At 48.9% G+C, this 26,969-nt stretch carries 22 protein-coding genes and 3 tRNA genes; 13 read left to right on the forward strand and 12 right to left on the reverse strand.

Features of this window, described 5'->3' with window-relative positions:
- The 4 genes from ACW6QF_RS09695 (at window position 1) to ACW6QF_RS09710 (ending at window position 2,685) form a co-directional block, all read left to right on the forward strand.
- Entirely contained in the window at window positions 1-2,316 is a 2,316-nt protein-coding gene (locus ACW6QF_RS09695; protein WP_456087656.1) for a patatin-like phospholipase family protein, read from the forward strand.
- A gap of 75 nt (window positions 2,317-2,391) precedes the next feature.
- Window positions 2,392-2,468, forward strand: a tRNA-Arg gene (locus ACW6QF_RS09700).
- Window positions 2,469-2,501: 33 nt separating this feature from the next.
- A tRNA-Arg gene (locus ACW6QF_RS09705) sits at window positions 2,502-2,578 on the forward strand.
- A gap of 33 nt (window positions 2,579-2,611) precedes the next feature.
- Window positions 2,612-2,685, forward strand: a tRNA-Arg gene (locus ACW6QF_RS09710).
- A gap of 54 nt (window positions 2,686-2,739) precedes the next feature.
- Here the strand turns inward: ACW6QF_RS09710 and ACW6QF_RS09715 are convergent.
- Window positions 2,740-2,904, reverse strand: a complete 165-nt coding sequence (locus ACW6QF_RS09715; RefSeq protein WP_308573023.1) for a hypothetical protein — start codon at window positions 2,902-2,904, stop codon at window positions 2,740-2,742.
- A gap of 245 nt (window positions 2,905-3,149) precedes the next feature.
- Here ACW6QF_RS09715 and mfd point away from each other — a divergent pair, with 245 nt between their 5' ends.
- Together mfd and ACW6QF_RS09725 are read left to right on the forward strand one after the other, a co-directional pair.
- On the forward strand, window positions 3,150-6,515 hold the full coding sequence (mfd, locus tag ACW6QF_RS09720) for a transcription-repair coupling factor (protein WP_456087685.1): 3,366 nt from the start codon (window positions 3,150-3,152) through the stop codon (window positions 6,513-6,515).
- Window positions 6,516-6,545: 30 nt separating this feature from the next.
- The gene (locus ACW6QF_RS09725; protein WP_456087657.1) at window positions 6,546-6,968 is read left to right on the forward strand and encodes a hypothetical protein; all 423 of its coding nucleotides are present in this window, start codon (window positions 6,546-6,548) and stop codon (window positions 6,966-6,968) included.
- On the opposite strand, the gene ACW6QF_RS09730 is transcribed toward ACW6QF_RS09725, so the two are convergent.
- Window positions 6,905-9,271: a response regulator gene (locus ACW6QF_RS09730; protein WP_456087658.1), complete on the reverse strand. Its 2,367-nt coding sequence runs from the start codon at window positions 9,269-9,271 to the stop codon at window positions 6,905-6,907. The genes ACW6QF_RS09725 and ACW6QF_RS09730 overlap by 64 nt on opposite strands.
- Before the next feature lie 3 nt (window positions 9,272-9,274).
- Window positions 9,275-9,631, reverse strand: a complete 357-nt coding sequence (locus ACW6QF_RS09735; protein ID WP_456087659.1) for an Hpt domain-containing protein — start codon at window positions 9,629-9,631, stop codon at window positions 9,275-9,277.
- A gap of 210 nt (window positions 9,632-9,841) precedes the next feature.
- Between ACW6QF_RS09735 and ACW6QF_RS09740 the strand changes: the two genes are divergently transcribed.
- Window positions 9,842-10,699, forward strand: coding sequence for a helix-turn-helix domain-containing protein (locus tag ACW6QF_RS09740; protein WP_298553338.1), 858 nt, complete (start codon window positions 9,842-9,844; stop codon window positions 10,697-10,699).
- Between the two features lie 53 nt (window positions 10,700-10,752).
- Here ACW6QF_RS09740 and ACW6QF_RS09745 read toward each other — a convergent pair whose 3' ends face one another.
- The 4 genes from ACW6QF_RS09745 to ACW6QF_RS09760 all read right to left on the reverse strand — a co-directional run bounded on the left by ACW6QF_RS09745 (window position 10,753) and on the right by ACW6QF_RS09760 (window position 15,749).
- Window positions 10,753-11,211, reverse strand: coding sequence for a hypothetical protein (locus tag ACW6QF_RS09745; protein ID WP_456087660.1), 459 nt, complete (start codon window positions 11,209-11,211; stop codon window positions 10,753-10,755).
- A 99-nt stretch (window positions 11,212-11,310) separates the two neighbouring features.
- On the reverse strand, window positions 11,311-12,894 hold the full coding sequence (locus tag ACW6QF_RS09750; RefSeq protein ID WP_456087686.1) for an MBOAT family O-acyltransferase: 1,584 nt from the start codon (window positions 12,892-12,894) through the stop codon (window positions 11,311-11,313).
- A 40-nt stretch (window positions 12,895-12,934) separates the two neighbouring features.
- Complete coding sequence (locus ACW6QF_RS09755) at window positions 12,935-14,329, reverse strand: GDSL-type esterase/lipase family protein (RefSeq protein WP_456087661.1); 1,395 nt, start codon at window positions 14,327-14,329, stop codon at window positions 12,935-12,937.
- On the reverse strand, window positions 14,301-15,749 hold the full coding sequence (locus ACW6QF_RS09760) for a hypothetical protein (protein ID WP_456087662.1): 1,449 nt from the start codon (window positions 15,747-15,749) through the stop codon (window positions 14,301-14,303). The genes ACW6QF_RS09755 and ACW6QF_RS09760 overlap by 29 nt, the downstream gene beginning before the upstream one ends.
- Before the next feature lie 528 nt (window positions 15,750-16,277).
- On the opposite strand from ACW6QF_RS09760, the gene ACW6QF_RS09765 reads away from it, so the two are divergent.
- Window positions 16,278-16,838: an NUDIX hydrolase gene (locus tag ACW6QF_RS09765; RefSeq protein ID WP_456087663.1), complete on the forward strand. Its 561-nt coding sequence runs from the start codon at window positions 16,278-16,280 to the stop codon at window positions 16,836-16,838.
- A 35-nt stretch (window positions 16,839-16,873) separates the two neighbouring features.
- Here ACW6QF_RS09765 and ACW6QF_RS09770 read toward each other — a convergent pair whose 3' ends face one another.
- Window positions 16,874-17,149, reverse strand: a complete 276-nt coding sequence (locus tag ACW6QF_RS09770) for a type II toxin-antitoxin system YafQ family toxin (protein WP_298552580.1) — start codon at window positions 17,147-17,149, stop codon at window positions 16,874-16,876.
- Window positions 17,149-17,394, reverse strand: coding sequence for a toxin-antitoxin system protein (locus tag ACW6QF_RS09775; protein WP_298552575.1), 246 nt, complete (start codon window positions 17,392-17,394; stop codon window positions 17,149-17,151). The genes ACW6QF_RS09770 and ACW6QF_RS09775 overlap by 1 nt, the downstream gene beginning before the upstream one ends.
- Before the next feature lie 470 nt (window positions 17,395-17,864).
- Between ACW6QF_RS09775 and ACW6QF_RS09780 the strand changes: the two genes are divergently transcribed.
- The 5 genes from ACW6QF_RS09780 to ACW6QF_RS09800 all read left to right on the forward strand — a co-directional run bounded on the left by ACW6QF_RS09780 (window position 17,865) and on the right by ACW6QF_RS09800 (window position 23,425).
- Window positions 17,865-18,878, forward strand: a complete 1,014-nt coding sequence (locus ACW6QF_RS09780; protein WP_456087664.1) for an N-acetylmuramoyl-L-alanine amidase family protein — start codon at window positions 17,865-17,867, stop codon at window positions 18,876-18,878.
- Window positions 18,879-18,950: 72 nt separating this feature from the next.
- Window positions 18,951-20,186 carry an anaerobic sulfatase-maturation protein gene (locus ACW6QF_RS09785; protein WP_298552571.1) on the forward strand — a complete coding sequence of 412 codons (1,236 nt, stop codon included), beginning with the start codon at window positions 18,951-18,953 and terminating at the stop codon, window positions 20,184-20,186.
- A gap of 36 nt (window positions 20,187-20,222) precedes the next feature.
- A complete protein-coding gene (locus ACW6QF_RS09790) occupies window positions 20,223-21,755 on the forward strand; it encodes a TldD/PmbA family protein (RefSeq protein ID WP_298552569.1) in 1,533 nt (510 codons plus the stop codon).
- A gap of 1 nt (window position 21,756) precedes the next feature.
- Window positions 21,757-23,076, forward strand: coding sequence for a TldD/PmbA family protein (locus tag ACW6QF_RS09795; RefSeq protein ID WP_456087665.1), 1,320 nt, complete (start codon window positions 21,757-21,759; stop codon window positions 23,074-23,076).
- A 124-nt stretch (window positions 23,077-23,200) separates the two neighbouring features.
- A complete protein-coding gene (locus ACW6QF_RS09800) occupies window positions 23,201-23,425 on the forward strand; it encodes a DUF6722 family protein (RefSeq protein ID WP_298552565.1) in 225 nt (74 codons plus the stop codon).
- 284 nt (window positions 23,426-23,709) lie between these two features.
- Here ACW6QF_RS09800 and trhA read toward each other — a convergent pair whose 3' ends face one another.
- From trhA to ACW6QF_RS09815, 3 genes are read right to left on the reverse strand one after another with little or no spacing between them, the layout of a single operon-like run.
- Window positions 23,710-24,363: a PAQR family membrane homeostasis protein TrhA gene (trhA, locus tag ACW6QF_RS09805; protein ID WP_456087666.1), complete on the reverse strand. Its 654-nt coding sequence runs from the start codon at window positions 24,361-24,363 to the stop codon at window positions 23,710-23,712.
- 4 nt (window positions 24,364-24,367) lie between these two features.
- A complete protein-coding gene (locus ACW6QF_RS09810; protein WP_186929001.1) occupies window positions 24,368-24,574 on the reverse strand; it encodes a heavy-metal-associated domain-containing protein in 207 nt (68 codons plus the stop codon).
- Window positions 24,575-24,595: 21 nt separating this feature from the next.
- Window positions 24,596-26,806 (reverse strand): heavy metal translocating P-type ATPase, encoded by a 2,211-nt coding sequence (locus ACW6QF_RS09815; RefSeq protein ID WP_456087667.1) that lies wholly within the window; start codon window positions 26,804-26,806, stop codon window positions 24,596-24,598.
- Between the last annotated feature and the right edge of the window lie 163 nt (window positions 26,807-26,969).

The raw sequence follows: 26,969 nt of genomic DNA on the forward strand, positions 1-26,969 counted from the left end.
ATGAAAAGAATAGCTGTACTGACAGCCCTGTTGTTTGCGGCCTTACAAATAGGATATGCCCAGAAAGTGGGATTGGTTCTGAGCGGCGGCGGTGCGAAAGGAGCCGCCCATATCGGAGTGATCAAAGCACTGGAAGAAAACGGAATACCAATTGATTACATAACGGGGACATCTGCCGGTGCGATCGTCGGCAGCCTCTATGCGATGGGATATACCCCCGAAGAAATGGTAGACCTGATGCTCTCCGAGGAGTTCAGCTACTGGCAGACCGGTACGGTGGAAAACGAATACAAATACTATTTCAAACGCCCCGACCCGACACCTGAATTCGGACATTTCTCCATCGACATGACCGACTCGTTGCAAGTAAAAGCCAGTTTCTTCCCGCAAAGCCTGATCAACCCGATCCAGATGAACCAGGCGTTTATGGCCCTGTTCTCGCAGGCTACGGCAAAAGCCGGCTGGAATTTCGACAATCTTTTCGTCCCGTTCCGTTGCGTGGCCTCGGATATTTACAGCAAAAAAGCCATTATCTTCAAGAATGGAGACCTCGGAGACGCCGTCCGTGCATCGATGACATTCCCTTTCTTTTTCCAGCCGATCTGGAAAGACAGCGTCCCCATTTTCGACGGCGGCATCTACGACAACTTCCCGGTCGGCCCGATGAAGGAGGCTTTCCACCCGGACTTCATCTTCGGTTCGACAGTGGCAGGCGGCGACAACAAACCTTCGTCCAATCCTTATAACCAGCTTGAAACGATGATCATGCAGAAGACGGAATACGACGTTCCGGAAGACGAAGGGATGATGATCAAATTCAGCTTCCCTACCGTCTCCCTGCTCGATTTCCAAAAAGCGCGGGATTTGATGGATATCGGCTACAAGCGGACGATGGCGATGATCGACTCCATCAAAGCGCGTGTCCCCCGGCGTGTGGAACTAAACGAAGTCAACAAACGCCGCGAGGCTTATAAGCAAGGCCTCCCTCCGCTGATTTTCCAGAATATATATGTGACGGGGGTGAATGAATCGCAGAAGAAGTACATTGAATCCCAACTACATCGCGACATCAACCATGAGTTCTCGATGGAAGAATTCAAGCGGGCCTATTTCAAGATGCTGACCTATTCAAAGATCAAAGAGATATTGCCCCACGCCGTTTATAACCGGAAGGAAAAGAAGTTCGACCTGTATCTCGATGTCAAGATGAAGGAAGAGATCACAGTCGGATTCGGAGGCAACATCTCCTCCTATCAGGCCAACCAGCTGTTCCTCGGACTGGGATACCAGTATTTGAGACGGTATGCAGCCGATGTGAACGCCAATTTCCAGGTCGGCAATTCTTTCAGCGGCGTGATGCTGAACGGCCGTATCTATTTACAGACGAGAATACCGACCTACCTGAACTGGCAAGGCGTATTCTCGGACAAGAAATACTCCGAAAGCCAGTCTTTGTTCTACGAAGACGTGTTGCCGGCTTTCATCCACCAGAAAGAATTGTACACGAAGGTCAAGTTAGGATTCCCGTTCCTGAACCGTGCCAAAGCGGAGATCGGTTTTGCATACGGTCGGCTGAACGATTACTATTTTCAGACTTCCAACATGACATTTCCAAACGCGACCACCGATCACAGCTGGTATGATCTGTTTGCCGGCTCTCTCAGCATCGAACGTAACTCGTTGGACTACAAACAATATCCGATCTCCGGGCGAAAACAATTCTTAGTGGCGCAATATGTAACCGGCACAGAAAAGTATATGCCGTCCCCCATTACGGATATGGGCTCATTCGACCGGAAAGTCCATAGCTGGCTGCAAATGAAAGGCGAATGGGAACAGTACAAGACGATCAGCCCGCATTTCAACCTCGGCTTTATGAGTGAGCTCGTGCTCTCCAGCAAGAATCTGATGAACAACTACACGGCTTCCGTTTTGCAAGCGCCCGCCTTCACGCCGACGCCGCATAGCCGGATTGTCTTCAACGAAGCGTTCCGTGCCAACCAGTACGTGGCATTCGGATTATCGCCGATCTGGAAATTCAGCAAACTGCTGCACTTCCGCCTCGACATGTACGGTTTCGCGCCGTTATACGAGATAAAGAAAGAAGAAGTATGGAACAACAGCACATACACGGCCATCCCCTATTACGGGAAATTCCTTCATTCTTTTAAGTATATGGGAGAAGCAGCCCTTGTTTTGCAATTGCCTTTCGCCAGCATCAGCCTGTACGCAAACGGATACAGTTATCCGGCGAAAAATTTCAATTTCGGCTTGAATATTGGTTATCTGATATTTAACCCGAAGATGCTTGATTAGTTAAAAAAAAGATATCAAAAAGGCTTGCAAATATAAAAGAAAGTGCTACCTTTGCACTCGCAATCACGAAATAATGGCCGCGTAGCTCAACTGAATAGAGTAGCTGACTACGGATCAGCCGGTTACAGGTTTGAATCCTGTCGCGGTCACCATTTCAAGATGAAGTTTAAACAAAAATGAAGATTGGCCGCGTAGCTCAACTGAATAGAGTAGCTGACTACGGATCAGCCGGTTACAGGTTTGAATCCTGTCGCGGTCACCATTCAGATGAAGTTTAAACGAAAATATAAAGATTGGCCGCGTAGCTCAACTGAATAGAGTAGCTGACTACGGATCAGCCGGTTACAGGTTTGAATCCTGTCGCGGTCACAAAAAAAAGAGAATGTTATCAATTAGCATTCTCTTTTCTTGTTTTTTGAGGCATCATGAAAGTTCATTCTGCTCTTCACTATTTCCCGCCTTCTTTTGCGCCTCCATAAACTCCTGATGCAATTCGTAGAGCAAATCAATATCCTGTATGTCTTTAACACCCAATATCTCCTGTATCAAAGCAACCTTTCCGTTTTCAGCGTCTGTGTACGATATCATACTTTTCATGTTTTTTTAGATTATTCGAATTTACATTACTTGATATACCCAGATAAACAGTCTTGTTTTTTATATTGTTCACCGACCTCTGATATTTTTTCATTTCGCCACGTCAATCCGTTGCAGGCGGAGTGCGAAGTGCCGACACAGTATCTTGGGTGAAGTGCATATTTTAATCGATTTAAGACTGCACATATCTACTATTTTAAACAAAAACTCTACCTTTGCGAAAAGAACATATCACATTGGAGGTACAAGATTTACTAAAACAATATGCCGCTCATCCGCAGGTGGCGGCATTGAATACCCTGTTAAAAAGCGAAACGTCCCGCAATATATTTCTGAAAGGACTGAACGGTTCAGGGGCCGCAATGACAATAGCTTCTCTTTTTTCAAAAAGAAGGGGGAGCTATGTGTGCGTGTTGAACGACCTGGAGGAAGCCGGCTACTTTTATCATGATCTGGTGCAGCTCACCGGAGGCGACGGAATCTATTTCTTCCCCTCTGCCTACCGGCGTGCCATCAAGTACGGGCATGTGGACCCGGCCAACGAGATCCTGCGGACGGAAGTTCTCAGCACATTGCAGGATCCGACTGTCCCCTTCGTCATTGTCACCTATCCGGAAGCATTGGCGGAGAAAGTGATTTCACGGGAGGTCTTGAAAGAAAACACGCTGAAGATCAGTGTCGGCGAGAAGTTGGACAATATGTTTGTTTCCGACGTACTGGACGAATACGGCTTCGAGCAGGTAGATTACGTTTATGAACCGGGGCAATACGCGATGCGCGGCAGTATCTTGGACGTGTTCTCGTTCTCGTATGAATTTCCCTACCGTATCGACTTCTTCGGAAACGAGGTAGAGACGATCCGTTCGTTCGATGTGGAGACGCAGCTATCCAAAGAAAAACTGGACAGTATCCATATCGTGCCCGAAATGACAAAAGGGAACCGGACCAACTCGTCCCTGCTGGATTCATTGCCGTCCGAGACACTGCTCGCCGGCAAAGACCTGGCATGGGTAAAAGAGCGTATCGGCAGTATCTGGAATGAAGAGCCGATCATCGGGGACGAAGAATCGTTTGCCGACATCGAACAACTACGGGCCAAGTTGATTACCGGAGAAGATTTCCTGCGTGCGGCGCTCGGTTTCCGCCGGCTCCATTTCGGTACGCGGCCAACGGGAGTAGCCGATGCCACCCTGGCTTTCTCAATGGAGGCACAACCGATCTATCACAAAAACTTCGACTTGGTAAGCGAATCTTTCCACAAATATTTAGAAGACGGCTATACACTATATATACTGAGTGACGTAGAAAAGCAAGCCGCCCGCATCCGGGCCATCTTCGAGGACCGGGGAGACGATCTCCCCTTTACCTCTGTCAACAAGACCATCCATGAAGGCTTCGCCGACGAGACTTTGCGCGTCTGCCTTTTCACGGATCACCAGTTGTTCGACCGCTTCCATAAATTCAACCTGAAAAGCGACAAGGCAAGAAGCGGGAAGCTTTCCCTGTCGTTGAAAGAGTTGAACCAATTCACGACCGGCGATTACATCGTACATATCGACCATGGCGTCGGACAGTTCGGCGGATTGGTCCGCACCGAAGTGAACGGCAAGATGCAGGAAGCCATCAAGCTGATCTATCAGAACAACGACATCATATTCGTCAGCATCCACTCCCTCCATAAGCTGTCCAAGTATAAAGGCAAGGACAGCGGGGAACCGCCCAAGCTGAGCAAGCTCGGAACGGGAGCCTGGGAGAAGATGAAGGAACGCACCAAGTCGAAAGTAAAGGACATCGCCCGCGACCTGATCCTCCTCTACTCCAAACGGAAACAGGAGAAAGGGTTCGCCTACAGCCCGGACAGCTTCATGCAACACGAACTGGAAGCCAGCTTCATCTACGAAGACACCCCGGACCAGATGAAAGCGACAGCCGATGTCAAAACCGACATGGAGAACGACCGCCCGATGGACCGCCTGATCTGCGGAGACGTGGGCTTCGGGAAAACGGAGGTAGCCATCCGCGCCGCTTTCAAAGCCGTTTCGGACAACAAGCAAGTGGCCGTGCTGGTCCCCACTACGGTGCTGGCGTTCCAGCATTACCAGACCTTCTCCGAACGGTTGAAAGATTTTCCCTGCCGGATCGAATATATCAGCCGGGCACGTACGGCGAAAGAGATAAGGGAAACCTTGAAAGGCCTGAAGGAGGGAGAGGTCAACATCATCATCGGTACCCATCGCATCGTCGGCAAAGACGTCACATTCAAAGACCTCGGCCTGCTGATCATCGACGAGGAGCAGAAGTTCGGCGTGTCCGTCAAAGAGAAACTGCGCCAGCTGAAAGCCAACGTCGATACGCTCACCATGACCGCCACGCCGATTCCCCGTACCCTGCAATTCTCGCTGATGGGAGCCCGTGACCTGTCGAGCATCACGACCCCCCCGCCCAACCGCTACCCGGTCCAGACGGAGGTGGAACGTTTTAACCCGGACATCATCCGCGAAGCCATCAACTTCGAGATGAGCCGTAACGGGCAGGTTTTCTTCATCAACAACCGCATCCAGAATATCTATGAAATGGAGGCGCTTGTCAAACGCGAAGTGCCGGATGCCCGCATCGCCGTCGGGCACGGGCAGATGGAGCCGGACAAGCTGGAAAAGATCATTCTGGATTTCGTGAATTACGAATACGACGTGCTGATCGCCACGAGCATCGTGGAGAGCGGCATCGACGTGCCGAATGCCAATACGATCATCATCAATAACGCGCAACAGTTCGGACTCAGCGACCTGCATCAATTACGCGGCCGTGTCGGGCGAAGCAACCGGAAAGCCTTCTGCTACCTCCTCTCTCCGCCCCTGTCAAGCCTGACGCAGGAAGCCCGCCGCCGTTTGCAGGCGATCGAGAACTTCTCGGAATTGGGAAGCGGCATTCATATCGCCATGCAGGACCTCGACATCCGGGGAGCCGGCAATATGTTAGGAGCCGAACAAAGCGGTTTCATCGCCGATCTGGGCTACGAGACGTACCAGAAGATCCTGGAAGAAGCCGTTGACGAACTGAAAGCGGAAGAATTTGCCGACCTGTATTCCGATGCCACCGAAAAGCGGCCCGACACCGGTAGCGAATATGTCCGCGAGACCTATATTGAAAGCGATTTGGAACTGATGTTCCCGCCGACCTATATCCCGAACGATTCCGAGCGCGTCTCCCTCTATCGCGAATTGGACAAGATGGAAGAAGAACGTGATATCCTTGCTTTCACCGAGCGTCTGAAAGACCGTTTCGGGAAAGTGCCGAGAGAAGGGAAAGAGCTGATCCGTGTCGTTCGCCTCCGCCGCATGGCAAAAGCGTTAGGCATGGAAAAAATCATTCTGAAAAAAGGGCAGATGAGCATCTTCCTCGTCACCAATCCCGAAAGTCCCTATTATGAGAGCGAAGCTTTCGACAAACTGCTCGGCTTCATCCAGAAGCATCCGCGTGAATGCACGCTTCGCGAACAAAACGGAAAACGCAGTATCGTGATCAAGAACGTACCGACGGTGGAGGCGGCCTGCAGCTACCTCGATGAGATAGAAAAAGTTCGGACAATCGAGCGGGGTTAACCTCGAACCGGGGTTCGGAGCATGAACCGCATGCCGGTTGCCACGCCGAACACGTTCAGAGGCATAAAACACACGCCGTTTGCCTCTCCGAACACGTTCAGAGGCATAAAACACACGTCGTTTGTCACTCCGAACACGTTCGAAGGCATTAAACACACGCTGTTTGTCACTCCGAACACGTTCGAAGGCATTAAACACACGCTGTTTGCCACTCTGAACACGTTCGAAGGCATTAAACACACGCTGTTTGCCACAACGAACGCGTACGAGGACATAAAATACAGTTTGTTTACCACAACGAACACGTACGAGGACATAAAACCACGCTTGTCGGTGGAAAAGAACCCGGTCAATGAAGAGAATAAAAAGGTCCTCAGCCCCAAGAAGGTTCATAAGTATTTATCCAGCACCTTCATCAGAGTTGCGATATCGATCGGTTTAGCCAGATGGTAATTCATCCCTGCTTCGATGGCGTTCACCACATCTTCGGAGAAGGCATTCGCCGTCATGGCAACAATAGGCATGTTAGCGACATCCGAGCGGGCAAGCGTCCGGATACGGCGAGTCGACTCGTAGCCATCCATGACCGGCATCTGGATATCCATCAGAATCATTTGATAGTAGCCTTCTGCCGATCGGGATACGCTGTTTACGGCTTCAAGCCCGTTTACCGCCGTATCGATTGTGACACCTGTGCTTCCGATTATTTCGACTGCGATCTCCCGGTTCAATTCGTTGTCTTCCACCAGCAGGATCCGTTTGCCGGTGTAGTCGGCAACAGACAGTTTCCTGGGGCTTGCCACGGATTTCATCTCCTCATTCCTCGTAAACTTATTCAGCACCTGAAGCAATTTTGATTTGAACAGCGGTTTGGAGATGAAACCGTCGGCTCCCGCTTCCCTGGCATCAGCCTCATATTCTTCTATGTCATAAGCAGACAAAATGATGATCGGTACGTCCGGGCCTATCGCTCTTCTAAGCAGGCGAGTGGCTTCAATGCCATTCATGTCCGGCATCTTCAGGTCCATGATAACGATAAAGTATTCGTCGTTCATCTTTTGCCGCTTCTCAGCCATAGCGATCGCCTCCCGGCCGGAACAAACCCATTCGCTATCTATACCGATTTCCTCCAAACAATTGCAAGTGCTCTCGCAAGCGATCCGGTCATCATCCACCACGAGAACGGACAATCCCCGAATCTTTATTGTCTCGGCTGCAACCTGTTCCTGAAGTCGTAAAGGCATCTTGACCGTGAAACGGGAACCTTTTCCATATTCGCTTTCGACCCGGATCTCCCCACCCATCAATTGTATGATCTTATGGCTGATAGACATCCCAAGTCCTGTTCCTTGTATGCCTTTGATCAACCGGTCATTGGCCCGTTCAAACGGTTGGAAGATCTTTTCGAGGAATTCGGGTTCCATCCCTCTCCCGTTGTCTTCAAACACAAACTCATAGTTCCCCGTTCCATCTTGCGAAGGATGCTCGTCGATGCTTATCAGGATCCTTCCTCCATCCGGAGTGTACTTAACAGCATTGGAGAGGATATTCATCAGTACCTGCTTAATCCGCTGCGTGTCACCGATTACATTCTCATGTTGTATTCCCATCACATGAATATCCAGTTTATGCCGCTTGCTTTTAATTTCCGGTTGCATCATGACAATCAGATCTTGCAGCAGTTCCCCGATGTTTAACTCATCGGCAGACAGATTTAACCTTCCACTTTCGATCTTAGACATATCCAGCACCTCGTTGATCAGGCTAAGCAGCAGTTTGGAAGCGCCCGTGATCTTATTCAGACAATCTAAAACCCGCTCCTTATCATCGATATGAGCAGCGGATATTGCCGTCATCCCCACTATCGCATTCATCGGAGTACGGATATCATGGCTCATACGCGCCAGGAAATCGGATTTAGCCTGATTGGCTTTTTCTGCCGCAATAAGCGCCTCTTTCAATTGCATCGACTGCTCTTCCAGCTTTTTCTGCAGCTCACGCTGTTCGGTGATATCCGTGATATCGATATACACGATCAGATACACCGGTTCTTCCCCTTCCCACCCGATGCACTCCCCGTTCAATTGCAACCAGACATCATTCCCGCAACAGCTTTCCGATCGGATGACAAAGTGGACGGATTCACCTTTCTGCATACGCGGGACATGCTCATTCAGCAACTTACGGCTTTTCCTATCCAACCTCGAAAAAGGCGTAAAGGAGGAGAAAGATCCCTCGTCTACACCCGCAAAATGCTTATACTTGTCATTTGCTTCCATCAGCGTAAAACCACCGTCTTTTCTGATCCTATGCTTGGCTATGAAACCGGGAAGATTCTCGTAGGCAATCGTTTGTTCCAACCGCGCCTGCATGATGTCTTCCACATCGGTCATGACCGTATAGGACATCGGGATACCGTCCTGAAGCTGATCGGTGAAGGTCGAAGTCAATTTGATCCATCTCAGTCCGCCCTTCACCGGCATCCGGGTGACAAGTTCATAGCCTTCCGCTTTATTTTCAATCGTTTCATAAACTTTTCCGGCTAATACGTTCCAGAGATCCTGATGTTCCTTATAATATAAATCCGGTCTGTTGTGAAAAAGAGTTTCATATTCTTCTTTGGAATACTTTATCAGATCATAATAAAAATCATTCGCCCACAAAAGGGTGAAGTGTTCGTCCAACAGATGCTTGCTGACACTGACACCTGTGAGCCCCATCAGCAGGCTATATTCGAGATTTGTTTCCGATTGCATGATTCAATGATATTTTCTGATTATAGTACACAGTTTGTTATAACGGATTTCCAAATCCTCTTGTTCTTCCGGTATCCTTCCCAATTCCCCATGCCTGAGCTGTTCCGTGATCGGGACCAGGACTTCCAATAAATATCCGAGTTCAAGATTGGCAGCAATGCCTTTCATCGTATGAGCCTGCATAAATGCTTGCGAAATATCTCCTGCATTTATAAACCCGATCATTCTTTGAAAAGAACGATCCTGAATAAATTTCAACAGAAATTTTTCATATAACGCTTCATTCCCCATAAAGCGATCTAACGCTTTATCGACATCGACCCCCACACCGACCAGTTCTTGTTTGTATTCGCTTGTCATATAAAATAAGTTAATAAAGTATTTGGGAACATCCCTCTGACCACACCATTAATAGCTCATAAGAAATTATGATTCTTATCCTTCTGCAAAGGAAGGATTATCGGCAATAAGATGCAAAATTCATTTTTGGCATTATATGTTCCATTCTTTTCATTTACTTCCGGGATATCAAATAATATCTATATTTGACGCCAAAAAGAAATTTCAAATATGGATAAGCACATTACCTGGCTCGATTCACCTACGGATATTATGGTTAGCAAGTACACTTCCGCCAGTGAGCTTAGACCCTATATCGGTTCCTTCTTTAAAATCAGATCCGCCGTTTTTATCCTCTGCATGGGAGGCACCATAGAATGCTCCGTAAATTCATCCGAATGTATCGTCAAACAATACAATGTCATAACGCTTGTGCCGAATAGTTTTGTAGAAGTACATACGATTTCTCCGGATATCGAACTCTATTTAGTCGCTTTTTCTTCCGATTTCATGGGGTGCGTCAATTACATAAGAAGCACGATGAATTGCATAACGTACATATACCGGAAACCGATCATGCCTGTTCCTGCAAGCACGGCTTGTCTGTTCAAAGACTTTTATGACGTTCTATCAGGATATACCACCCGTCTCCATACGGTGGTCAACAAAGAGATGACAAAAGCAATTTTCATGATCTGCAGCCAGGGAAGCGTGGGACTATACAAAAAAAACGAGCCATTGGATGAACATGAGTTGAACCGTTATACCGAGATCTTCCAGAACTTTTTAGACTTGGCGCTAAAATTTTACACCACCCAGCATAACGTTTCTTTTTATGCGGAGAAGTTAGGGCTGACACTTTCCTATTTCTGTACATCCGTAAAAAAGGCGATTGGCAGGACTCCGTTGGAAATCATCGTCCAAATCATCATCACGGATGCCAAAGCCGAATTAAAAGGCACGAACCTCGAAATCAAAAAGATTGCGATCGGATTGGGGTTCAGCAACCTGTCGTTCTTTAATAAGTTTTTCCGCCAACATGTAGGGATGACGCCACAGGAATACAGAGGGAAATCATATACTTTTTGAATCCGCTGCCGTTTCACGCGCACGGATGCTTACAGCCGTTCTTACACGACGCGTTAAAAATTCAAGCACAATGAAAGTCCCGGACGATAAGAAACAGAACCGTTTGGCAACGGCGAAACGAGGCTCCGGCCTTGCAAAGAAAGCGAACGGGCTTTCTGCTTGTTGGAACGGGCCAAACCGAACATCGGGACACTGGCTAACACCAGACAGCCTCCACCAATCAGCGCTCCTATCGCTTTGTCCTGAGACATATCTGAAAAAAGCCCATACCCCACTCCGCCAACCCCGGCCAACAAAGAGGTCCATCCCAAGGTCTTGAAGATTTTATGCCTTTTCCAATAGACGGACTGTTGGATTTGAGGATGATCAAACGTCGCTGAGATATCCGAAACACCAGAAACAGTCTGTTCCGTCATGCCACAACAACAATCATCTGCGGGCATTTTATCCTGCCCACAGACGGATGTTGCCAACAATGAGATCAAAAGGAATGAAACAAATTTCAATTTCATATCATATAACTTAACAACAAATGTACTGTCTTTCTTTCATGCCGAATGTTTCCAACCCACCTTCGTCACCTTAAAACCAACTATCGGTATCCTCCCTTTTCAGAATTGGAAATAGATGAACGGCTGCACGCCGGCACTCTTGAACTGCACGACCACAAAGATCGCAATCGCCAGCATCACCGCCTGCACAAGCAAAGGGGAACGGGTCACGACTGCCTGCAAGCCGTTTTCCGCCGATTTCGGCATGAAATGCAGGACATACCCCACCACCATCAAAACGAATACGCCTTTATAGCCCATCACGAACTGCGTGAAGACCTCCGGATGGAAGTTCGTGAAAATCTGCGTCAGCATCTCGCCTACCGCCTGCATCGAGTCGGCACGGAACAGGATCCAGCCGAAGCAAACCAGATGGAAAGTGACCAGGACGCCCAACACTCTTCTCCAGGGCTTCATTTCCGATCCCAACGGCTTGAAGCTGCTGAAATGGTTCATCATGAACTTATGGACGGCCAGCGCGACCCCATGCAGGGCGCCCCAAAGGATGAAGCTGACGGAAGCCCCGTGCCACAGACCGCCCAGCAGCATCGTAATCAGCAGGTTCAGATACGTTCGTATTTTCCCCTTCCTGTTGCCTCCGAGCGATATATACAAATAATCTTTCAACCACGAAGAAAGCGAGATATGCCACCGCCGCCAGAACTCCGTGATGGTCGCCGACTGGTAAGGCGAATCGAAGTTCATGTTAAAGCGGAACCCCAACAGCAACGCGATCCCGATCGCCATATCCGAATAGCCGGAAAAGTCGCAATAGATCTGCAAAGCATAGCCATACACGCCCAACAGGTTTTCCACCCCGGTGTAGAGCAAAGGGGCATCGAAGATACGGTCGACGAAGTTCAGGCTGATATAATCGGAGATGACCGTCTTCTTGAAAAGCCCGCACAAGACGAGGAAAAGCCCTTCGCCGAACTCCGCCCGCGTGACGACCGGCGTCTTGTAAATCTGCGGGATGAAATCACGTGCCCGGACAATCGGGCCGGCTACCAGTTGCGGGAAGAAGGAGACATAGAAGACATAGTCGATCCAACGCCGGAGGGGTTCGATCCTTCCCCGATAGACGTCGATCACATAACTGATGGTCTGGAACGTAAAGAAGGAGATGCCGACCGGCAGGAAGATATCCAACGGTTGATAGGTGATGCTCTGCAACGATGTATTTCCTAACTGGTATCCTAATTCGTGGGCGGCGGCAGCCACGATCTCACGGAGGAAATTGAAATATTTGAAATAGCCTAATAACCCCAGGTCGATACACAGGCTCAGGACGACCCACGCCTTGCGCCTCCACCGGGAAGCCGTCGCGGCCATGCACCGTGCAATGCAAAAATCGGATGTCGCGACAAACAGCAGGAGAAAGAAAAACAATCCGCTGCTCTTATAATAGAAGTAGATGGAAAACAACGTGACATAGATGATGCGGGCCAACAGATGTTTCCTGAGCGACATATAAATGATCAGGAAACCGATGAAAAGAAAGAAAAACAATCCGCTGCTGAATAATATCGGGGCATTTTGCTGATAAATTAAGAGGTCTTTCAATTTATCAACTGAAAAGTGAGAATTGAAAAGTGAAAATTGAATGTCCATTACTTTCCAATCTGCCAATAATCCCGTCCACATATTTATAAATCCGTCCATTTTATTCTTCAATTTTCAATTCTCAATTCTCACTTTTCAATTTGCCCTGCATCAGGGCACGGTATAACAAGATTCCCTGCTCGCGATAGCCTTCCTTTGTGAAATGGATGCGGTCGCGGCCCATCAACTTTTCTTTCTGCCATTTGGCACAAGAGCTTTTCCCTCCTGTGGCGGCAAACAAATCCCAGCAGGCAACGCCTTCCTCACGGGCCGCTCTCACGATTGTCCTGGCGGCAAGCTGGGTGTTCGCGTTGCGGACATACGTCCGTTTCTTGTTGACATATGTCCGTTTGTAACATTCCGGCGGAGTGGTGAGCAGGATGGCCGTACCAGGCATATATTTCTTGACGAGAGAGACAAACGAGCGTACCTGGCCGCCAAACTCTTCCGAGTTAAAACGGCGGCCGAAAGTCTCGTTCGTTCCCATCGAGATGATCAGCAGGGAAGGCTTCAGCAAAGCCAACTGGCGCACGTAGGATTCATCCGTGTAATTGACATACATCGCCCCGTTCACACCGACCGAATGATAGAGGACGCCCGGACGGCCGTTTGTCAGGCTGAAACCGTAATAGACATTCTTGAAGGAAGAGGCCGGAAGCAGCTGATCCGTTCCCTGTTTCCGGCGGGTACTATGAAGTTGCAACGTGTCCACCTGATAAGCGATACGGAACGTATCGGCCAGGACACCCGCGACAGCCGGAGCCGTGGCCAACGAGGTCTTTACGGAATCTTTGAGCGGGCCTGCCGGCAACATCGGCATGGCTTTCTCCCCCCGGTAGAGGATCGCCTGGTTGAAGGAATAGCCGGCTCCGTTGTTAGGCGCTATCCGGACATCCAAATTGATAGAGGGGGAAACAGACTGGATACCGATCCCGCCGATCCCGACCGGGCATTTTTTATTACTCTGGATGCAACGTCCCGCCACCCATTCGCGGACGGAAGAAGAGATGAAATAGTCGTCCGGCTCATTCGTCTTGCTCAATTTGAACGGAGCGATCCATCCGCGTCCGGCATTCCCGAACTGCGCCTGCAAAAGACGCATCATCTTGCCGGAAAAATAACCGGCCTGTATGTGGGAATCGCCTAAATGGACGATCGTCAATACGGTGTCCTTTCCCGCCCTGAGCGAATCCAGTCCGGCAAAGAAGGGCTGCAACGACGAGGGCGACAGGATCGAGTCGACCTCCTTCCCGATCGAATAAGTGCGGGAAGGGAGCGGGATCGTGTCGAAACCGGCCAGTTCCCGCGCCTGGCGCGGATTCGCCAAAGAACTATCTTTATCCTGATAAAGCCGGTTCCCCTGCAATTCCACGTTTAACGCAGAACCGGGTAGCTTTCCTTTGGCACCGGCGGCGCTGATGCCTATCAAAACCAGGTAAGCCGATAGGCTAACGAGCCACTTTGTCTGCTTCATCATAAAACTCCTTTTCTAATAATATTGCTTTCAACAAGGCAGAAGCGATCTCTTTACCTCCCCTGAAACTCAAATGCGTATAATCTTTGCTGGCCCAGTTGTTCTCCACGAAGCGGACCATGCTGTTCTCTCCTCCCATCGCCCCGAAGACATTCCAGAACGCGACGCCCGAACGGCGGGCTGTCTGCCGCTGTGCGTGCAGCAAGGCCAATACGGCGGGCATCGTTTCGAATGTCCCGTCCACCTGCCGGCTCCTGTCCGAAACGCCCAACATCAGGATATCGGCATCGGGGAAGCAGACGCGCACGTGGCGTACGGCTTCTTCCATCCGCTTGGCGTACCAGCCGTACTGGAGCATGCTGTCGCTGACGATATTCAACCCGTACTGCAAAACGACCAGATCATAGGGGCGTATCGCGTTCAACTCCCGGCAACGGGCGCTGTCCAGCCTCGAAAGGATCATCCCCGAATTGCCGCGCAACGAATAATTGTCCACGATCACCCCGGAATTATCTTCGAGCGCGACTCCGAGAGCCCGGAAACCTGCCGTATCGGCAAAGCTGAAAGCGGCTTCCGTAAAGGTCCCTGTTTGTTCATATTGCGTGATGACGGATGTCGGCTCCAATGTTTCGCGGATCGTGTCCTGCGTGCCGTTGCAAACCAACGTCATCCGGGTGCGGGTATTCTTTTCATACAAGAGCTTGAGGGAAGAAACCGTTTTCAGTTCCGGATAGCGGTCTGTCGTCTTGACCGAGATAGTCGGCTTCTCGCCTTTCGGTTCGAACGTCATCCCGGAAAGCGTAAACCGGTGACGGTGGTCCGTCAGCATGGACCGGGTGGTCCAGCCTTCCGCCTTTTGCTCGACCGTCGGACGGAACTGGGCGGCTACCGACGTAACCGGGACGAAACCGACTCCGCGCCCTCCGAACCGCTTCTGCATTCCCGAACGGAAATCGGCCACCACGATATCGCCTTCGATAAACGAATCGCCCAAAAAGGCGACACGCACCGGGCGACCCGCCTGCCTGCTATTCCTCAAAGCGGCAAAGAACCGTTTCAGGCCGATGTGGCCGACGGAGTAATCCTCGATACGCGTTCCCAGCGAATCGGCTCCCTTGTCCGCGTACATAACCTTGTAGAGCGAATCGCGCAGTGCAAGGGCGACGGAATCGATACCGGTCGTTTTCAGGATCGAATCGCGCATGGCGGCCGAATCTATCCGGACCGTATCCGGTTGTTCCAGTTGCATACGCAAGGAATCCATAGACAGGGATTCAGGCTTTACCCTGAGATCGGAAAGCAAATCAACCTTTTTTATTTTCATTCCGAACAGCTGGTCCGGTAAGTAATAAAGCCCCAAACAGATACCTAACGCAATCAGTAGCAGGAGCAAAAGCCTGCCGAAATTATTATCTTTATTCATCTAAGTCCTCTCTTTCGAAGCCACAAAGATAAGAAACAAACGCAATTTATTACAAACTCTGCCGTTTCATATATACATATCCGTTACTTTTGGCTTGATCCAAAAGTAACCAAAAGATCAAGGCCGAACCTGCTTCGCTACTCCGTTCCCTTCGTTCGCTGTCGCGTCTGAAACTCGCTTCGCTCAAACAGCAGACGCTCCGGACGCTCACTACGGTCTCTGCGCTTAACGCTCACCAGCTTAGGCCGGAAGTAGAGCCTGACGGCTCTTGGGGGATGGCCGATACCGACACCTATATGACAGACGGTATCGGCCATCCCAAGAGAAAGCGGAGCTTTCTTGGAAAGGCCTAAGCGGACGGGCGTCAAGCGGAGGACAAAGGTGAAGCGGCAGGAGCCTGCGCTGTCTGAGCGAAGCGAGTTTCGCAGGCGACAGCGGAACCTTTGCCCGGAGTAGACCGGACGGTTCAGCCTTGATCTTTTGGTTACTTTTCCATCAAGGGAAAAGTAACATTAACAAATTACAAATATGGAAACTCCGAAAAACAAAAACTGGAAAGTACTGAAAAGTGAATATCTATCCCGCCAACCCTGGTTTACCGTACGCCGGGAAGAGGTGGAACTGCCGAACGGAAACAGGATTCCTGAATATTATATATTCGAATATCCGGAATGGATCAACGTGATCGCAATCACCAAAGAGCAGAAATTCGTATTTGTCAGCCAATACCGTCATGGCCTGGGTATCACGGCCTACGAACTTTGCGCCGGTGTCTGCGAAAAAGAAGACGCCTCCCCGCTCGTCTCCGCCCAGCGGGAATTGCTCGAAGAGACCGGCTACGGCAACGGGAACTGGAGCGAACTGATGGTGGTGGGCGTCAATCCGAGCACCCATACCAACCTGACGTACTGCTATCTCGCCACAGATGTAGAACCGGTCATGGCACAACATCTGGAAGACACGGAAGACCTGAGCGTCCATCTCCTGACTCTCGACGAAGTAAAAGAATTACTCCTGAACGACCAAATCAAACAAGCGCTCCATGCCGCTCCGCTTTGGAAATACATGGCGATGAATCATTTGATTTGAGAATACCGAATCGGCAACATCATTCCAGAATCAAGTTATTTTTTTTTACCGAACAATTCAGAATGGCTGCCGATTCTAAGCACATCAATTATATTTCCGTCAATCCAGATAAGAAGAAAATCTCCCTCTATGTGACATTCCATACAACCCCTATATTCGCCTTTCAACATGTGGGCTCTATACCCGTCCGGCAATTCAATTTCATTCTCCAGCATTCGAAACACCTCTAACAACTTTGCCAGCTTGATGGGGTCGTTCCGATACTTTTTGAAGTCCTTTTTATATTGTGTTGAATAACGCAATGTTTTCATCACTCACAGGACTTTATGAAGGCATCCATGCTGCTCGTGTTTATTGTACCGGCGAATTTACCTGCACGTGCCTCCTTTATGGCTGCAATCGTTTCCTCATTTGGTTCGGTGTACATAGCGTCCATTAAAGTGCTCTCTACAAAATTATTCAAGCTTCTGTTCGCTTTTTTAGCGTGCTCCTGCAAAAGTTGCAACAAGTCTTCACGCAGACGAAACGAAGTTTGTTTTCTTATCACTGTATCCATATTGTTGTTCTATTATATCGTATTACAAAAGTAATATACTTGCACACGAAAAACAAACTTTTAACGTACTTCGTTCATTCTACTTTGATGGTAATAAAGCAACGGATGGGTGGCAATTTTTCTTTTTCCCCCAAGAAAATGAACCATAAAAAGAATGCATCAAAAAGCTTTTGTGCAAAAAAAATGAATGGTCAGCTCAAACCCTTATTGTTCATTTTCCCAAAAATCCCCATTCGTCCAAATCGAAACCCATAGGCATGAAAATCGATTTTCATACCCGTGAAAATGGAATTTCCCGCAAGGGTAATATTTTTTAATAATCTTACACATGCTATAACGCTGATTCTCAACAGGCGTCAAAACCACGTTTTCCAGGGGGGATATTGTCATATTTTTTTGATTCTGCATACCGATGTATTGCACAATCCCGAAAAAGCATTATTTTTGTTCGCATTAGCAACATATCACCAATGAAGTTCAAACTTAGTATCATATTCGCGTTATTCTTTACCATACTTTGCGCCAACCGGTTACAGGCCCAGGAGAAAGCATTTCCCAAGAAAGGGGAAGGCGTCACCCTGTTCCTCAAACGCCACAACCGTACAGGCGCCGCTTATCAGAAGCAGTTCATCGAGCTGAACAAAAACAAGTTAGGCAAAGGGAACGCCCTTCGGATGGGAGTCAAATATACGCTTCCCCCCTTGCAGGGAAAAGAAGCTGTCGCAGCCGCCGCCAAACGGGCGGACTATGAACCGTTGTTCGGCAAAGAACTGGCCTCCTATAAAGTGACATCGTCCGAACTGAAAGGCGCCTGTTTCTACCTGGTCAGCGGGCATGGAGGCCCTGATCCCGGAGCAATCGGGCGGATTGGCAAAATCGAGTTGCACGAAGACGAATATGCCTACGACATCGTGCTTCGCCTGGCACGCAACCTGATGATGAAAGGAGCCAAAGTCCACATTATCATCCAAGATGCCAAAGACGGAATACGGAACGACAAATACCTGAAGAACAGCAAACGGGAGACCTGCATGGGCAGTCCGATCCCTTTCAACCAGGTTCGCCGCCTGAAACAACGGAGTGACAAGATAAACACGCTGTTCAAGCAGGATAAACACGCCTACAAACGGGCTATCTTCGTGCATGTGGACAGCCGGAACAAGGGGCACCAGACCGATGTCTTTTTCTACCACCAGGACAAGAACTCCGAAAGCAAGCATCTGGCGAAAACCATGCGGACGACTTTCACCCATAAGTATAAAAAGCACCAGCCGGGACGCGGATTTACAGGGACGGTGGACGGACGGAACCTCTACGTGTTGAGGCATACGACACCGGCCTCCGTTTTCGTCGAGTTAGGCAACATCCAGAACAGTTTCGACCAACAGCGAATCATCCTGAGCGATAACCGTCAGGCGCTCGCGAACTGGCTTTGCGAAGGATTTGTCACCGATTACAACCGATACAGGAAAAAAACACGGTAAAAAACAACATTCATCCGTTAAAAAGACTACTTTTGCATGTGAAACTAAATAGAACATCGTTTTAAGCATATCATGAGTACTCCATATATATCCCCGTTCGCGAAACCCGTATATGTCATGTTGAAGCCCGTCGGTTCGGTTTGTAACCTAGCGTGCGAATACTGCTATTACCTTGAGAAAGGGAAACTTTATCCGGAGGTGAAGAATCATATCATGAGCGAACAGTTACTGGAAAAATTCATCAAGGAATATCTGGAATGCCAGACGATGCCGCAGGTTCTCTTTACCTGGCACGGGGGTGAAACGCTGATGCGTCCGATCAGTTTCTACAAGAAAGCGCTGGAATTGCAACGCAAGTACGGCCGAGGACGCCAGATCGACAACTGTATCCAGACAAACGGGACGCTGCTGAACGACGACTGGTGCCGTTTCTTCAAGGAGAACAACTTCCTTGTAGGAGTCTCGATAGACGGCCCACAGGAGTTTCACGACGAATATCGCCGCAACAAACAGGGACTTCCCTCCTTCTATAAAGTGATGAAAGGAATCGAGCTGATGAAAAAGCATGGCGTGGAATATAACGCGATGGCAGTCGTCAATGACTACAACGTGGATTATCCGCTGGAATTCTATCACTTTTTCAAGGAAATAGATTGCCACTACATCCAGTTCACCCCGATTGTGGAACGCCTCGGATTCCATCAGGACGGAACATTGCTCACCTCGCCGGAACAGCAGGATGCCAATATCAAGCTGGCCCCTTTTACGGTCGATGCCGGAAAATGGGGAGATTTCCTTTGCGCGGTCTTCGACGAATGGCTGAAAGAGGATGTCGGGAATTATTATATCCAGCTTTTCGACTCCACACTGGCAAACTGGGTCGGCGAGCAACCGGGCGTCTGTACGCTGGCACGCACTTGCGGACATGCCGGAGTGATGGAGTTCAATGGCGATGTATATGCCTGCGACCACTTTGTATTCCCGGAATATAAGTTGGGGAACATCCATGCCCAGACGCTTACCGAGATGATGTACAGCCAGCGCCAACTGAAGTTCGGGGCGGACAAATATGAAAAACTCCCTACCCAGTGCAAGGAGTGTGATTACCTGTTTGCCTGCAACGGCGAATGCCCCAAGAACCGTTTCCTCCACACGGCAAACGGCGAACCCGGATTGAACTATCTATGTAAAGGTTACAAGAAATTTTTCAAGCATGCGGCTCCTTACATGGATTTCATGAAAAAAGAATTGTTGGCCGAACGCCCGCCTGCGAATGTCATGCAATGGGCGAAAGAAATTAAAAATTGAGAATTAAAAATTAAAAAATAAATCATCATTTATTATATGAAAATCAACAGACGTGATTTTATTAAAACAGGAGGTATGGTTATGCTTGGATCATTAGCGGCTCCTTCATTCTTAGGAAGCTGTACCGGGAACGGGGCAGATCAGGCTACCGGCATCTCATTCGCTCAGAACCATTTTGGTGTCAGTGAAAGCGACATGAAAAAAGTGCTGACTGCAGCACTTGAAAAAGGCGGCGACTATGCCGATCTTTTCTTTGAACATTCTTACCGGAATAACATCGGATTGCAGGACGGAGCCGTAAACCGTGCTTCTTCCAATATCGATTTCGGTATGGGTGTACGCGTATTGGCCGGTGACCAGACCGGTTATGCGTATGTAGAAAACGTGACTCTCGACGAGATGCTGAAAGCAGCCCGTACGGCAGCCCGTATCGCAACCGGTTCGGCGGGAAAAGCTCCGGCGGGCCTGACGGAGGAACCGATCCAGAATAATTATTACGGTGTACAGACTCCCTGGGACGAACTCGCCGTAAATGCAAAGACTCCGTATCTTCAGAAACTGAACGACCAGATTTTTGCGCTCGACAAACGGGTACACAAGGTAATGGCCTCATTGGGAGACACGACTTCACACATCCTGTTCTGCAACTCCGAAGGACAGATGTACTACGACTATCGCCCGATGGTGACGCTGAGTGCCGTCTGCATCATGGAGGACAACGGGAAGATCGAAAATTCGTATGCCTCCCGCGCTTTCCGTATGGGAGCCGAATTCCTGACAGACGATATCATTGCCGAAGTGGCCAAGGAGGCGGTGGAGAAGACTTCCATCCTGTTCCAGGCCATCAAGCCTAAAGGAGGCGAAATGCCGGTCGTAATGGGTGCCGGAGGGTCCGGTATCTTGTTGCACGAAGCAATCGGCCATGCTTTCGAAGCCGACTTCAACCGCAAGAACACGTCTATCTTCTCCGACCAGCTGAACAAGAAGGTTTGTAACGAACATATCAATGTGGTGGACGACGGTACGATTCCTTTCAACCGCGGTTCTGTCAATATCGACGACGAAGGCATTGCCGGACAGAAGACCTACATCGTGAAAGAGGGTGTACTGACCAGCTATCTGCACGACCGTATCAGCGCCAAGCACTACGGTATTCCGTCAACGGGCAACGGCCGCCGCGAATCATTCCGCCAGATGCCGATCCCGCGTATGCGTGCTACCTATATGGAAGCCGGAAACGTGACGGAAGAAGAGATGATCTCGACCGTGAAGAAAGGCATCTATGCCTCCAGCTTCACCAACGGGCAGGTACAGATCGGTGCGGGCGACTTCACCTTCTTCGTGAAAGACGGTTACCTGATCGAGAACGGCAAACTGACACAGCCGATCAAGGATATCAATATCATCGGTAACGGTCCGCGTGCGTTGGCCGATATCACGATGGTCGGAAACAATTACAAGATGGATAACGGCACCTGGACATGCGGCAAGGACGGACAATCCTGTCCGGTAACCTGCGGTATGCCGTCAGCATTAGTTAGTAAACTTACAGTAGGAGGAGAAAATTGATATGATAACAAACGAAAATAAAAAGCTGGCTCAGTGGGCCATGGAATTTGCCCTGAAAAACGGTTGCCAGGCCTCACGTGTAAGCATCTATAACGGATCGAGCAGTTCTTTCGAAATACGCGACATGAAAATGGACCGTTTGCAACAGGCATCGGAAAACAGCTTGGTGATCCATTTGTATGTCGACGGGCGTTTCGGTTCCTTCTCTACCAACCGCCTGGATAAAAAGGAACTGGAAGGTTTCATCCGTAACGGCATCGCTTCCACCCGCTTCCTGGCGGAAGACAAGGCGCGTACGTTGCCCGATGCTTCCCTTTATTATAAAGGAGGAGGCGCCGATCTGAAGCTGATCGATCCGAAGTTCGACTCGATCCAGCCGGACGATAAAGTGGCGTTGGCCATGAACGTCTGCAACGAAATGATGGGGAAAGATGCCCGTATCATCTCTGCCAATTCATCCTACAGCGACGAAAAGGATTTCAAATATATGGTTGCCAGCAACGGCTTCGAAGGGGAAGCATCCGGTTCTTCTTTCAGCCTGGTTGCCAGTGTAAGCATCAAGGGCGAAGGGGATGCCCGCCCGGAATCTTACTGGTTCGATTCTTCTCTTTACTACGATACGCTGGTCAAGGAAGGTTTGGGGGCAAAGGCTCTGGAACGTGTAATGCGTAAACTGGGACAGAAAAAAGTCGCCTCAGGCAAATATCAGATGGTTGTGGACAATATGAATTCCTCCCGCCTGCTCTCTCCGGTAATCGATGCGTTGTACGGTTCTTCCATCCAGCAGAAGAACTCGTTCCTGTTGGATAAAATCGACCAGAAAGTATTGGGTGACCGCCTGACGATCATCGACGAGCCGCACATGGTGGGTGCATCCGGCGCCCGTTATTTCGATGGCGAAGGGATAGCGACAAAACGTTTGCCGGTGTTTGAAAACGGCGTTCTGAAAACCTATTATATCGATACCTATTCAGCCAACAAGATGGGTATGAAACAAACGATCGCCTCTCCTTCTATCCTGACCATGCAGATGGGAAATAAAGATACGGATGGTCTGATCGCTTCTGTCGATAAAGGTATTCTGGTAACGGGTTTCAACGGCGGTAACAGCAACAGCACGACCGGGGACTTCTCCTACGGTGTGGAAGGTTTCCTGATTGAAAAAGGCAAACTGACACAGCCCATCTCCGAAATGAACGCGACAGGCAACATGATCTCCTTATGGACGGGCTTAGCCGAGGTCGGCAACGACCCGCGCACGTTCTCCAGCTGGCGTGTCCCTTCGTTACTATTCGACGGAGTGGATTTTAGCGGGCTATAAAAAACAAAACATATCGTAAAAAGGCGGGCTAAATCGAAGTCCGCCTTTTATTTTCCCTGATTATTTGTTTCTTCCGATATATTACTTACATTTGTATCACTATTAATCAATAAGCGAATTAACTATGAAGCGTAAAACGGGACAAGTATCGGTAACTCCGATAATCATCAATGAGAAACTTGGTGATTTCTTTATCGATATTGCCAAATTGGTCTTTGCAGGAGTTGTATTAAGTACGTTATTGGACATAACAAGTGATAAACTGTTAGTTTTAATATTGGGTATTTCAGCTACCGTTGTTTTTGTTATTGTGGGTCTTAAATATTACAAAGAAAAAGGAGGTAAATAATGGAAGCAGTATATTTATTTAGCAGTATGATTATTTTCGGATTAATTATGATTGCTATTCTTTCCTATCGGGAACGAAAGTATAAAAAAGAGCATCCGGAAGAATGTAATTAATAAAAAGGAGGTGTGTCAAAACTCCTTTATCACGATCTTTAAGGCACGGATTTCACGGATTACGCGGATTTACACGGATAAATTTATTATCTTTCCGTGTAATCCGTGTAATCCGTGCCTAAATTGTGTCTATTGTAAGCAGGATTTTCTTTTTGACACACCTTCTTTTCTCTATACCAACAGGTATATCGAGATAAAATGGCAGATGCTGCCTCCCAATACGAAGAAATGCCACACAGGATGCATATACTTATATTTGTCTAAAAAGAAAAACAGGCTGCCTGCCGTATAAAACAACCCTCCTCCGATCAACCAATACAGGACATCCATCGAACCGGTCTCACGAAAGACATGTAGCAAGGGTTTAAAAGCAATTACGACTACCCAACCCATAGCCAGATAACAGACCGTTTTCAGATGGTCTTTCTTTCTCATCTTCCGGAAACTCAGCCAGACACCTACCACTGCCGCGATCCAGACGATAGCGAATAGTGACCAGCCCCAATAGCCTTCCTGCCGGAGAGCCACCAACGTAAAGGGCGTATAAGTTCCCGCAATATGCAGATAAATCGCACTGTGGTCGAATCGTCGCAAGAGCCTTTTCTGTCGTGCGTGGGTCGAAGCATGGTAAAATGTAGAAGTCACATACGAAAGGGTCATACAAACGGCATAAACAGCAAAACTGCCAACCGCCCAAGGATTGCCGCTTCGAATAGCCGCCATCATCAAAACGACGATAGCGGCTATTCCAAAGAGCATTCCGGCGCCATGTGTCAAGACATTGGCTACCTCTTCACCATATGTTTGTCGTTGCCGGGCAATCATCCGCTTATAATTGTTCAGCCTTGAACCCGGCCTCTTTTACTGCTGCAATCACTGTAGCAGGAGCAATATCGACTTTCACCTCCAATACCTTATTCGGATCGGCCAGATCGATCGACCAGTCATCCGAAGCCATTACCGTATTGAGCTTTGCACCTATTGCCGCTACACATCCGCCACACTTCGCATTCGTTTTAAATTTTGTTGTTGCCATAATCATTCTAATTTTAAATTGTTATTTCATGAATTTTAATCGTAAACTATTCAATACCACCGATACGGAGCTGAAAGCCATTGCGGCGCTCGCCAGCATCGGATTCAACAGCAATCCGTTTATCGGGAACAGGACACCCGCAGCCAATGGAATGCCGATCACATTATATATAAATGCCCAAAACAAGTTCTGATAAATCAGGCGGACTGTTTGTTTGGACAAACGGATCGCATCGGGCAGCAACAGCAGGTCGGACGTGATAAGCGTGACCATAGCCACATCCATTGCAATATCGGTCCCTTTTCCCATCGCGATACTGACATCGGCCCGTGCAAGCGCCTGCGAGTCGTTAATGCCATCGCCGACCATCGCCACTTTCTTTCCTTGTTGCTGTAAAGATACGATATATTCCTCTTTATCGTTCGGCATTACCTCCGCCTTATAATGATCGATCCCCAATGTTGCGGCAACCCGTTCGGCAGTCCGGATACCGTCGCCTGTCAGAAGATGTACTTCTATTCCCTGTTTTTTCAGTTCCTTAACGGCTTCCGCTGAAGTCGGCTTGATACGGTCCGAAATCGCCAGGACAGCCAACAGACGGGCATCCTGACCATAGAAGACAACGCTTTGCCCCTCTTCCTGCCATTGTTCGATTTGCTTCCGTGCCTTTTCCGGAACATCGGCCCGGAAAATTTCAAGTAATCCCTGGCTCCCCACCCAGTAGGTGTCTCCTTCGACCTGGATACGTACGCCCCGCCCCGTCAGGCTCTCGAAATTTTCGGTCTCACAGACCTTTGCCCCGGAATCTTCCAACCATCGGATAATAGCGGATGCCAGTGGATGTTCGGACTTCTGCTCAGCCGTGTACAGGATATCCGAATAACGGGTATTGCCATCTGAAATCCAGTATGAATCCGTGACAACCGGCACACCTTCCGTCAATGTCCCGGTCTTATCCAAAACAACTGTATCGACCTTGCATAGATTTTCCAGGGCGAAGGCATCCTTGATCAGGATATGCCGTTCGGCTCCTTTTCCCATTCCGACCATCAAGGCCGTCGGCGTAGCCAATCCCAACGCACACGGGCAAGCAATCACCAGAACCGAGACGGCAGATAGCAATGCATACGAGAAATGGTTTCCTCCCCCTATCACCAGCCAACAAACAAAGGTGAGAAGCGAAAGCAATACGACGGCAGGGACAAATATGCCACTTATTTTATCTACAATCCGCTGAACGGGAGCCTTACTTCCCTGTGCCGACTGTACCATCTGCACGATCTGGGCCAACACGGTCGTCTCCCCGACACCTGTCGCCTCCATCGTGAAGGCGCCCTTCTGGTTGATCGTTCCGGCCAACACCCGATCACCGGCATTTTTCTCCACCGGAATCGGTTCTCCGCTCAACATGCTTTCGTCCACCGAAGAACTCCCCTGCAAAAGCGTCCCGTCCACCGGAATCTTTTCACCCGGCCGTACACTGACTATATTGCCGACCTGAAGAGCAGAAATAGGAACTTCCTCTTCTCTCCCGTCCGTTACCAAACGAGCTGTCTTAGGTTGCAATCCCATCAATCCTTTTATAGCCGAAGAGGTACTGTTCTTTGCCCGCTCTTCCATCAGTTTGCCCAACAAAACGAACGCGATGATCACGCCAGAGGCCTCATAATAAACATGCGGCTCCAAACCTTTCTCCAGCCAGAATCCGGGACATAAGGTATTGAAAAGGCTGAACAGAAAAGCAATCGAGGTACTGAGTGCGACCAATGTGTCCATATTGGCTTTTCCCTTGAGGGCATGCCGTACACCGTTCACGTAAAACGAGCGTCCGAAAAAGACCATAATGGCCAAAGCCAAGACCATCATGATCCAGTTCCCAAACGGCATATGCATGAACACCATCCCCAAAAGCGCCAACGGAATAGACAGCACCCATGCTCCTATGGTATTCCTCTTCAATATCTTATAATGCTTTCGCGCCATCTCTTCCTGCATGGCTACAGGATCTTCCGCTTCCACTATCAGATCATATCCGGCAGCCTGCACAGCTGTTTGCATAGCCTCCAAAGTGATAACGGACGGTTTATAAGTTACCGTCAACGTATTGGCAGCGAAATTCACGCTTGCCTTCTCCACACCGGGCAACGCCTGCACCGTACTCTCCACGTTCGCCGCACAAACGGCACAACTCATTTCAAGAACAGGCAATACCTTTGTTTCTGTTTCTCTCATATCGCGTTCAAATGTCAAATTTGTTTCATTAGTATAACAAAGATACGGTTTATTCGGTTATTTTGGAACCAAATAAATATTCTTTGATTTTAATAGAATTATTTGCAGAAAGAGGCTATTATTTAACATTCGAATATGCGACCTTTGTCCGGTAATCAAACGA

Source organism: Parabacteroides sp. (genome assembly GCF_977054455.1).

Bases quoted from the DNA above. Each gene is read 5' to 3' on its own strand.
- ACW6QF_RS09745 (WP_456087660.1), bottom strand. From the start codon at position 11,211: ATGAAATTGAAATTTGTTTCATTCCTTTTGATCTCATTGTTGGCAACA.
- ACW6QF_RS09765 (WP_456087663.1), top strand. From the start codon at position 16,278: ATGGAAACTCCGAAAAACAAAAACTGGAAAGTACTGAAAAGTGAATAT.
- ACW6QF_RS09775 (WP_298552575.1), bottom strand. From the start codon at position 17,394: ATGGATACAGTGATAAGAAAACAAACTTCGTTTCGTCTGCGTGAAGAC.
- ACW6QF_RS09750 (WP_456087686.1), bottom strand. From the start codon at position 12,894: ATGTGGACGGGATTATTGGCAGATTGGAAAGTAATGGACATTCAATTT.
- ACW6QF_RS09800 (WP_298552565.1), top strand. From the start codon at position 23,201: ATGAAGCGTAAAACGGGACAAGTATCGGTAACTCCGATAATCATCAAT.
- ACW6QF_RS09725 (WP_456087657.1), top strand. From the start codon at position 6,546: ATGCCGGTTGCCACGCCGAACACGTTCAGAGGCATAAAACACACGCCG.
- ACW6QF_RS09760 (WP_456087662.1), bottom strand. From the start codon at position 15,749: ATGAATAAAGATAATAATTTCGGCAGGCTTTTGCTCCTGCTACTGATT.
- ACW6QF_RS09695 (WP_456087656.1), top strand. From the start codon at position 1: ATGAAAAGAATAGCTGTACTGACAGCCCTGTTGTTTGCGGCCTTACAA.
- ACW6QF_RS09730 (WP_456087658.1), bottom strand. From the start codon at position 9,271: ATGCAATCGGAAACAAATCTCGAATATAGCCTGCTGATGGGGCTCACA.
- ACW6QF_RS09815 (WP_456087667.1), bottom strand. From the start codon at position 26,806: ATGAGAGAAACAGAAACAAAGGTATTGCCTGTTCTTGAAATGAGTTGT.
- ACW6QF_RS09810 (WP_186929001.1), bottom strand. From the start codon at position 24,574: ATGGCAACAACAAAATTTAAAACGAATGCGAAGTGTGGCGGATGTGTA.
- ACW6QF_RS09785 (WP_298552571.1), top strand. From the start codon at position 18,951: ATGAGTACTCCATATATATCCCCGTTCGCGAAACCCGTATATGTCATG.
- ACW6QF_RS09755 (WP_456087661.1), bottom strand. From the start codon at position 14,329: ATGATGAAGCAGACAAAGTGGCTCGTTAGCCTATCGGCTTACCTGGTT.
- ACW6QF_RS09740 (WP_298553338.1), top strand. From the start codon at position 9,842: ATGGATAAGCACATTACCTGGCTCGATTCACCTACGGATATTATGGTT.
- ACW6QF_RS09715 (WP_308573023.1), bottom strand. From the start codon at position 2,904: ATGATATCGTACACAGACGCTGAAAACGGAAAGGTTGCTTTGATACAG.
- ACW6QF_RS09735 (WP_456087659.1), bottom strand. From the start codon at position 9,631: ATGACAAGCGAATACAAACAAGAACTGGTCGGTGTGGGGGTCGATGTC.
- ACW6QF_RS09770 (WP_298552580.1), bottom strand. From the start codon at position 17,149: ATGAAAACATTGCGTTATTCAACACAATATAAAAAGGACTTCAAAAAG.
- ACW6QF_RS09790 (WP_298552569.1), top strand. From the start codon at position 20,223: ATGAAAATCAACAGACGTGATTTTATTAAAACAGGAGGTATGGTTATG.
- trhA (WP_456087666.1), bottom strand. From the start codon at position 24,363: ATGATTGCCCGGCAACGACAAACATATGGTGAAGAGGTAGCCAATGTC.
- ACW6QF_RS09780 (WP_456087664.1), top strand. From the start codon at position 17,865: ATGAAGTTCAAACTTAGTATCATATTCGCGTTATTCTTTACCATACTT.
- ACW6QF_RS09795 (WP_456087665.1), top strand. From the start codon at position 21,757: ATGATAACAAACGAAAATAAAAAGCTGGCTCAGTGGGCCATGGAATTT.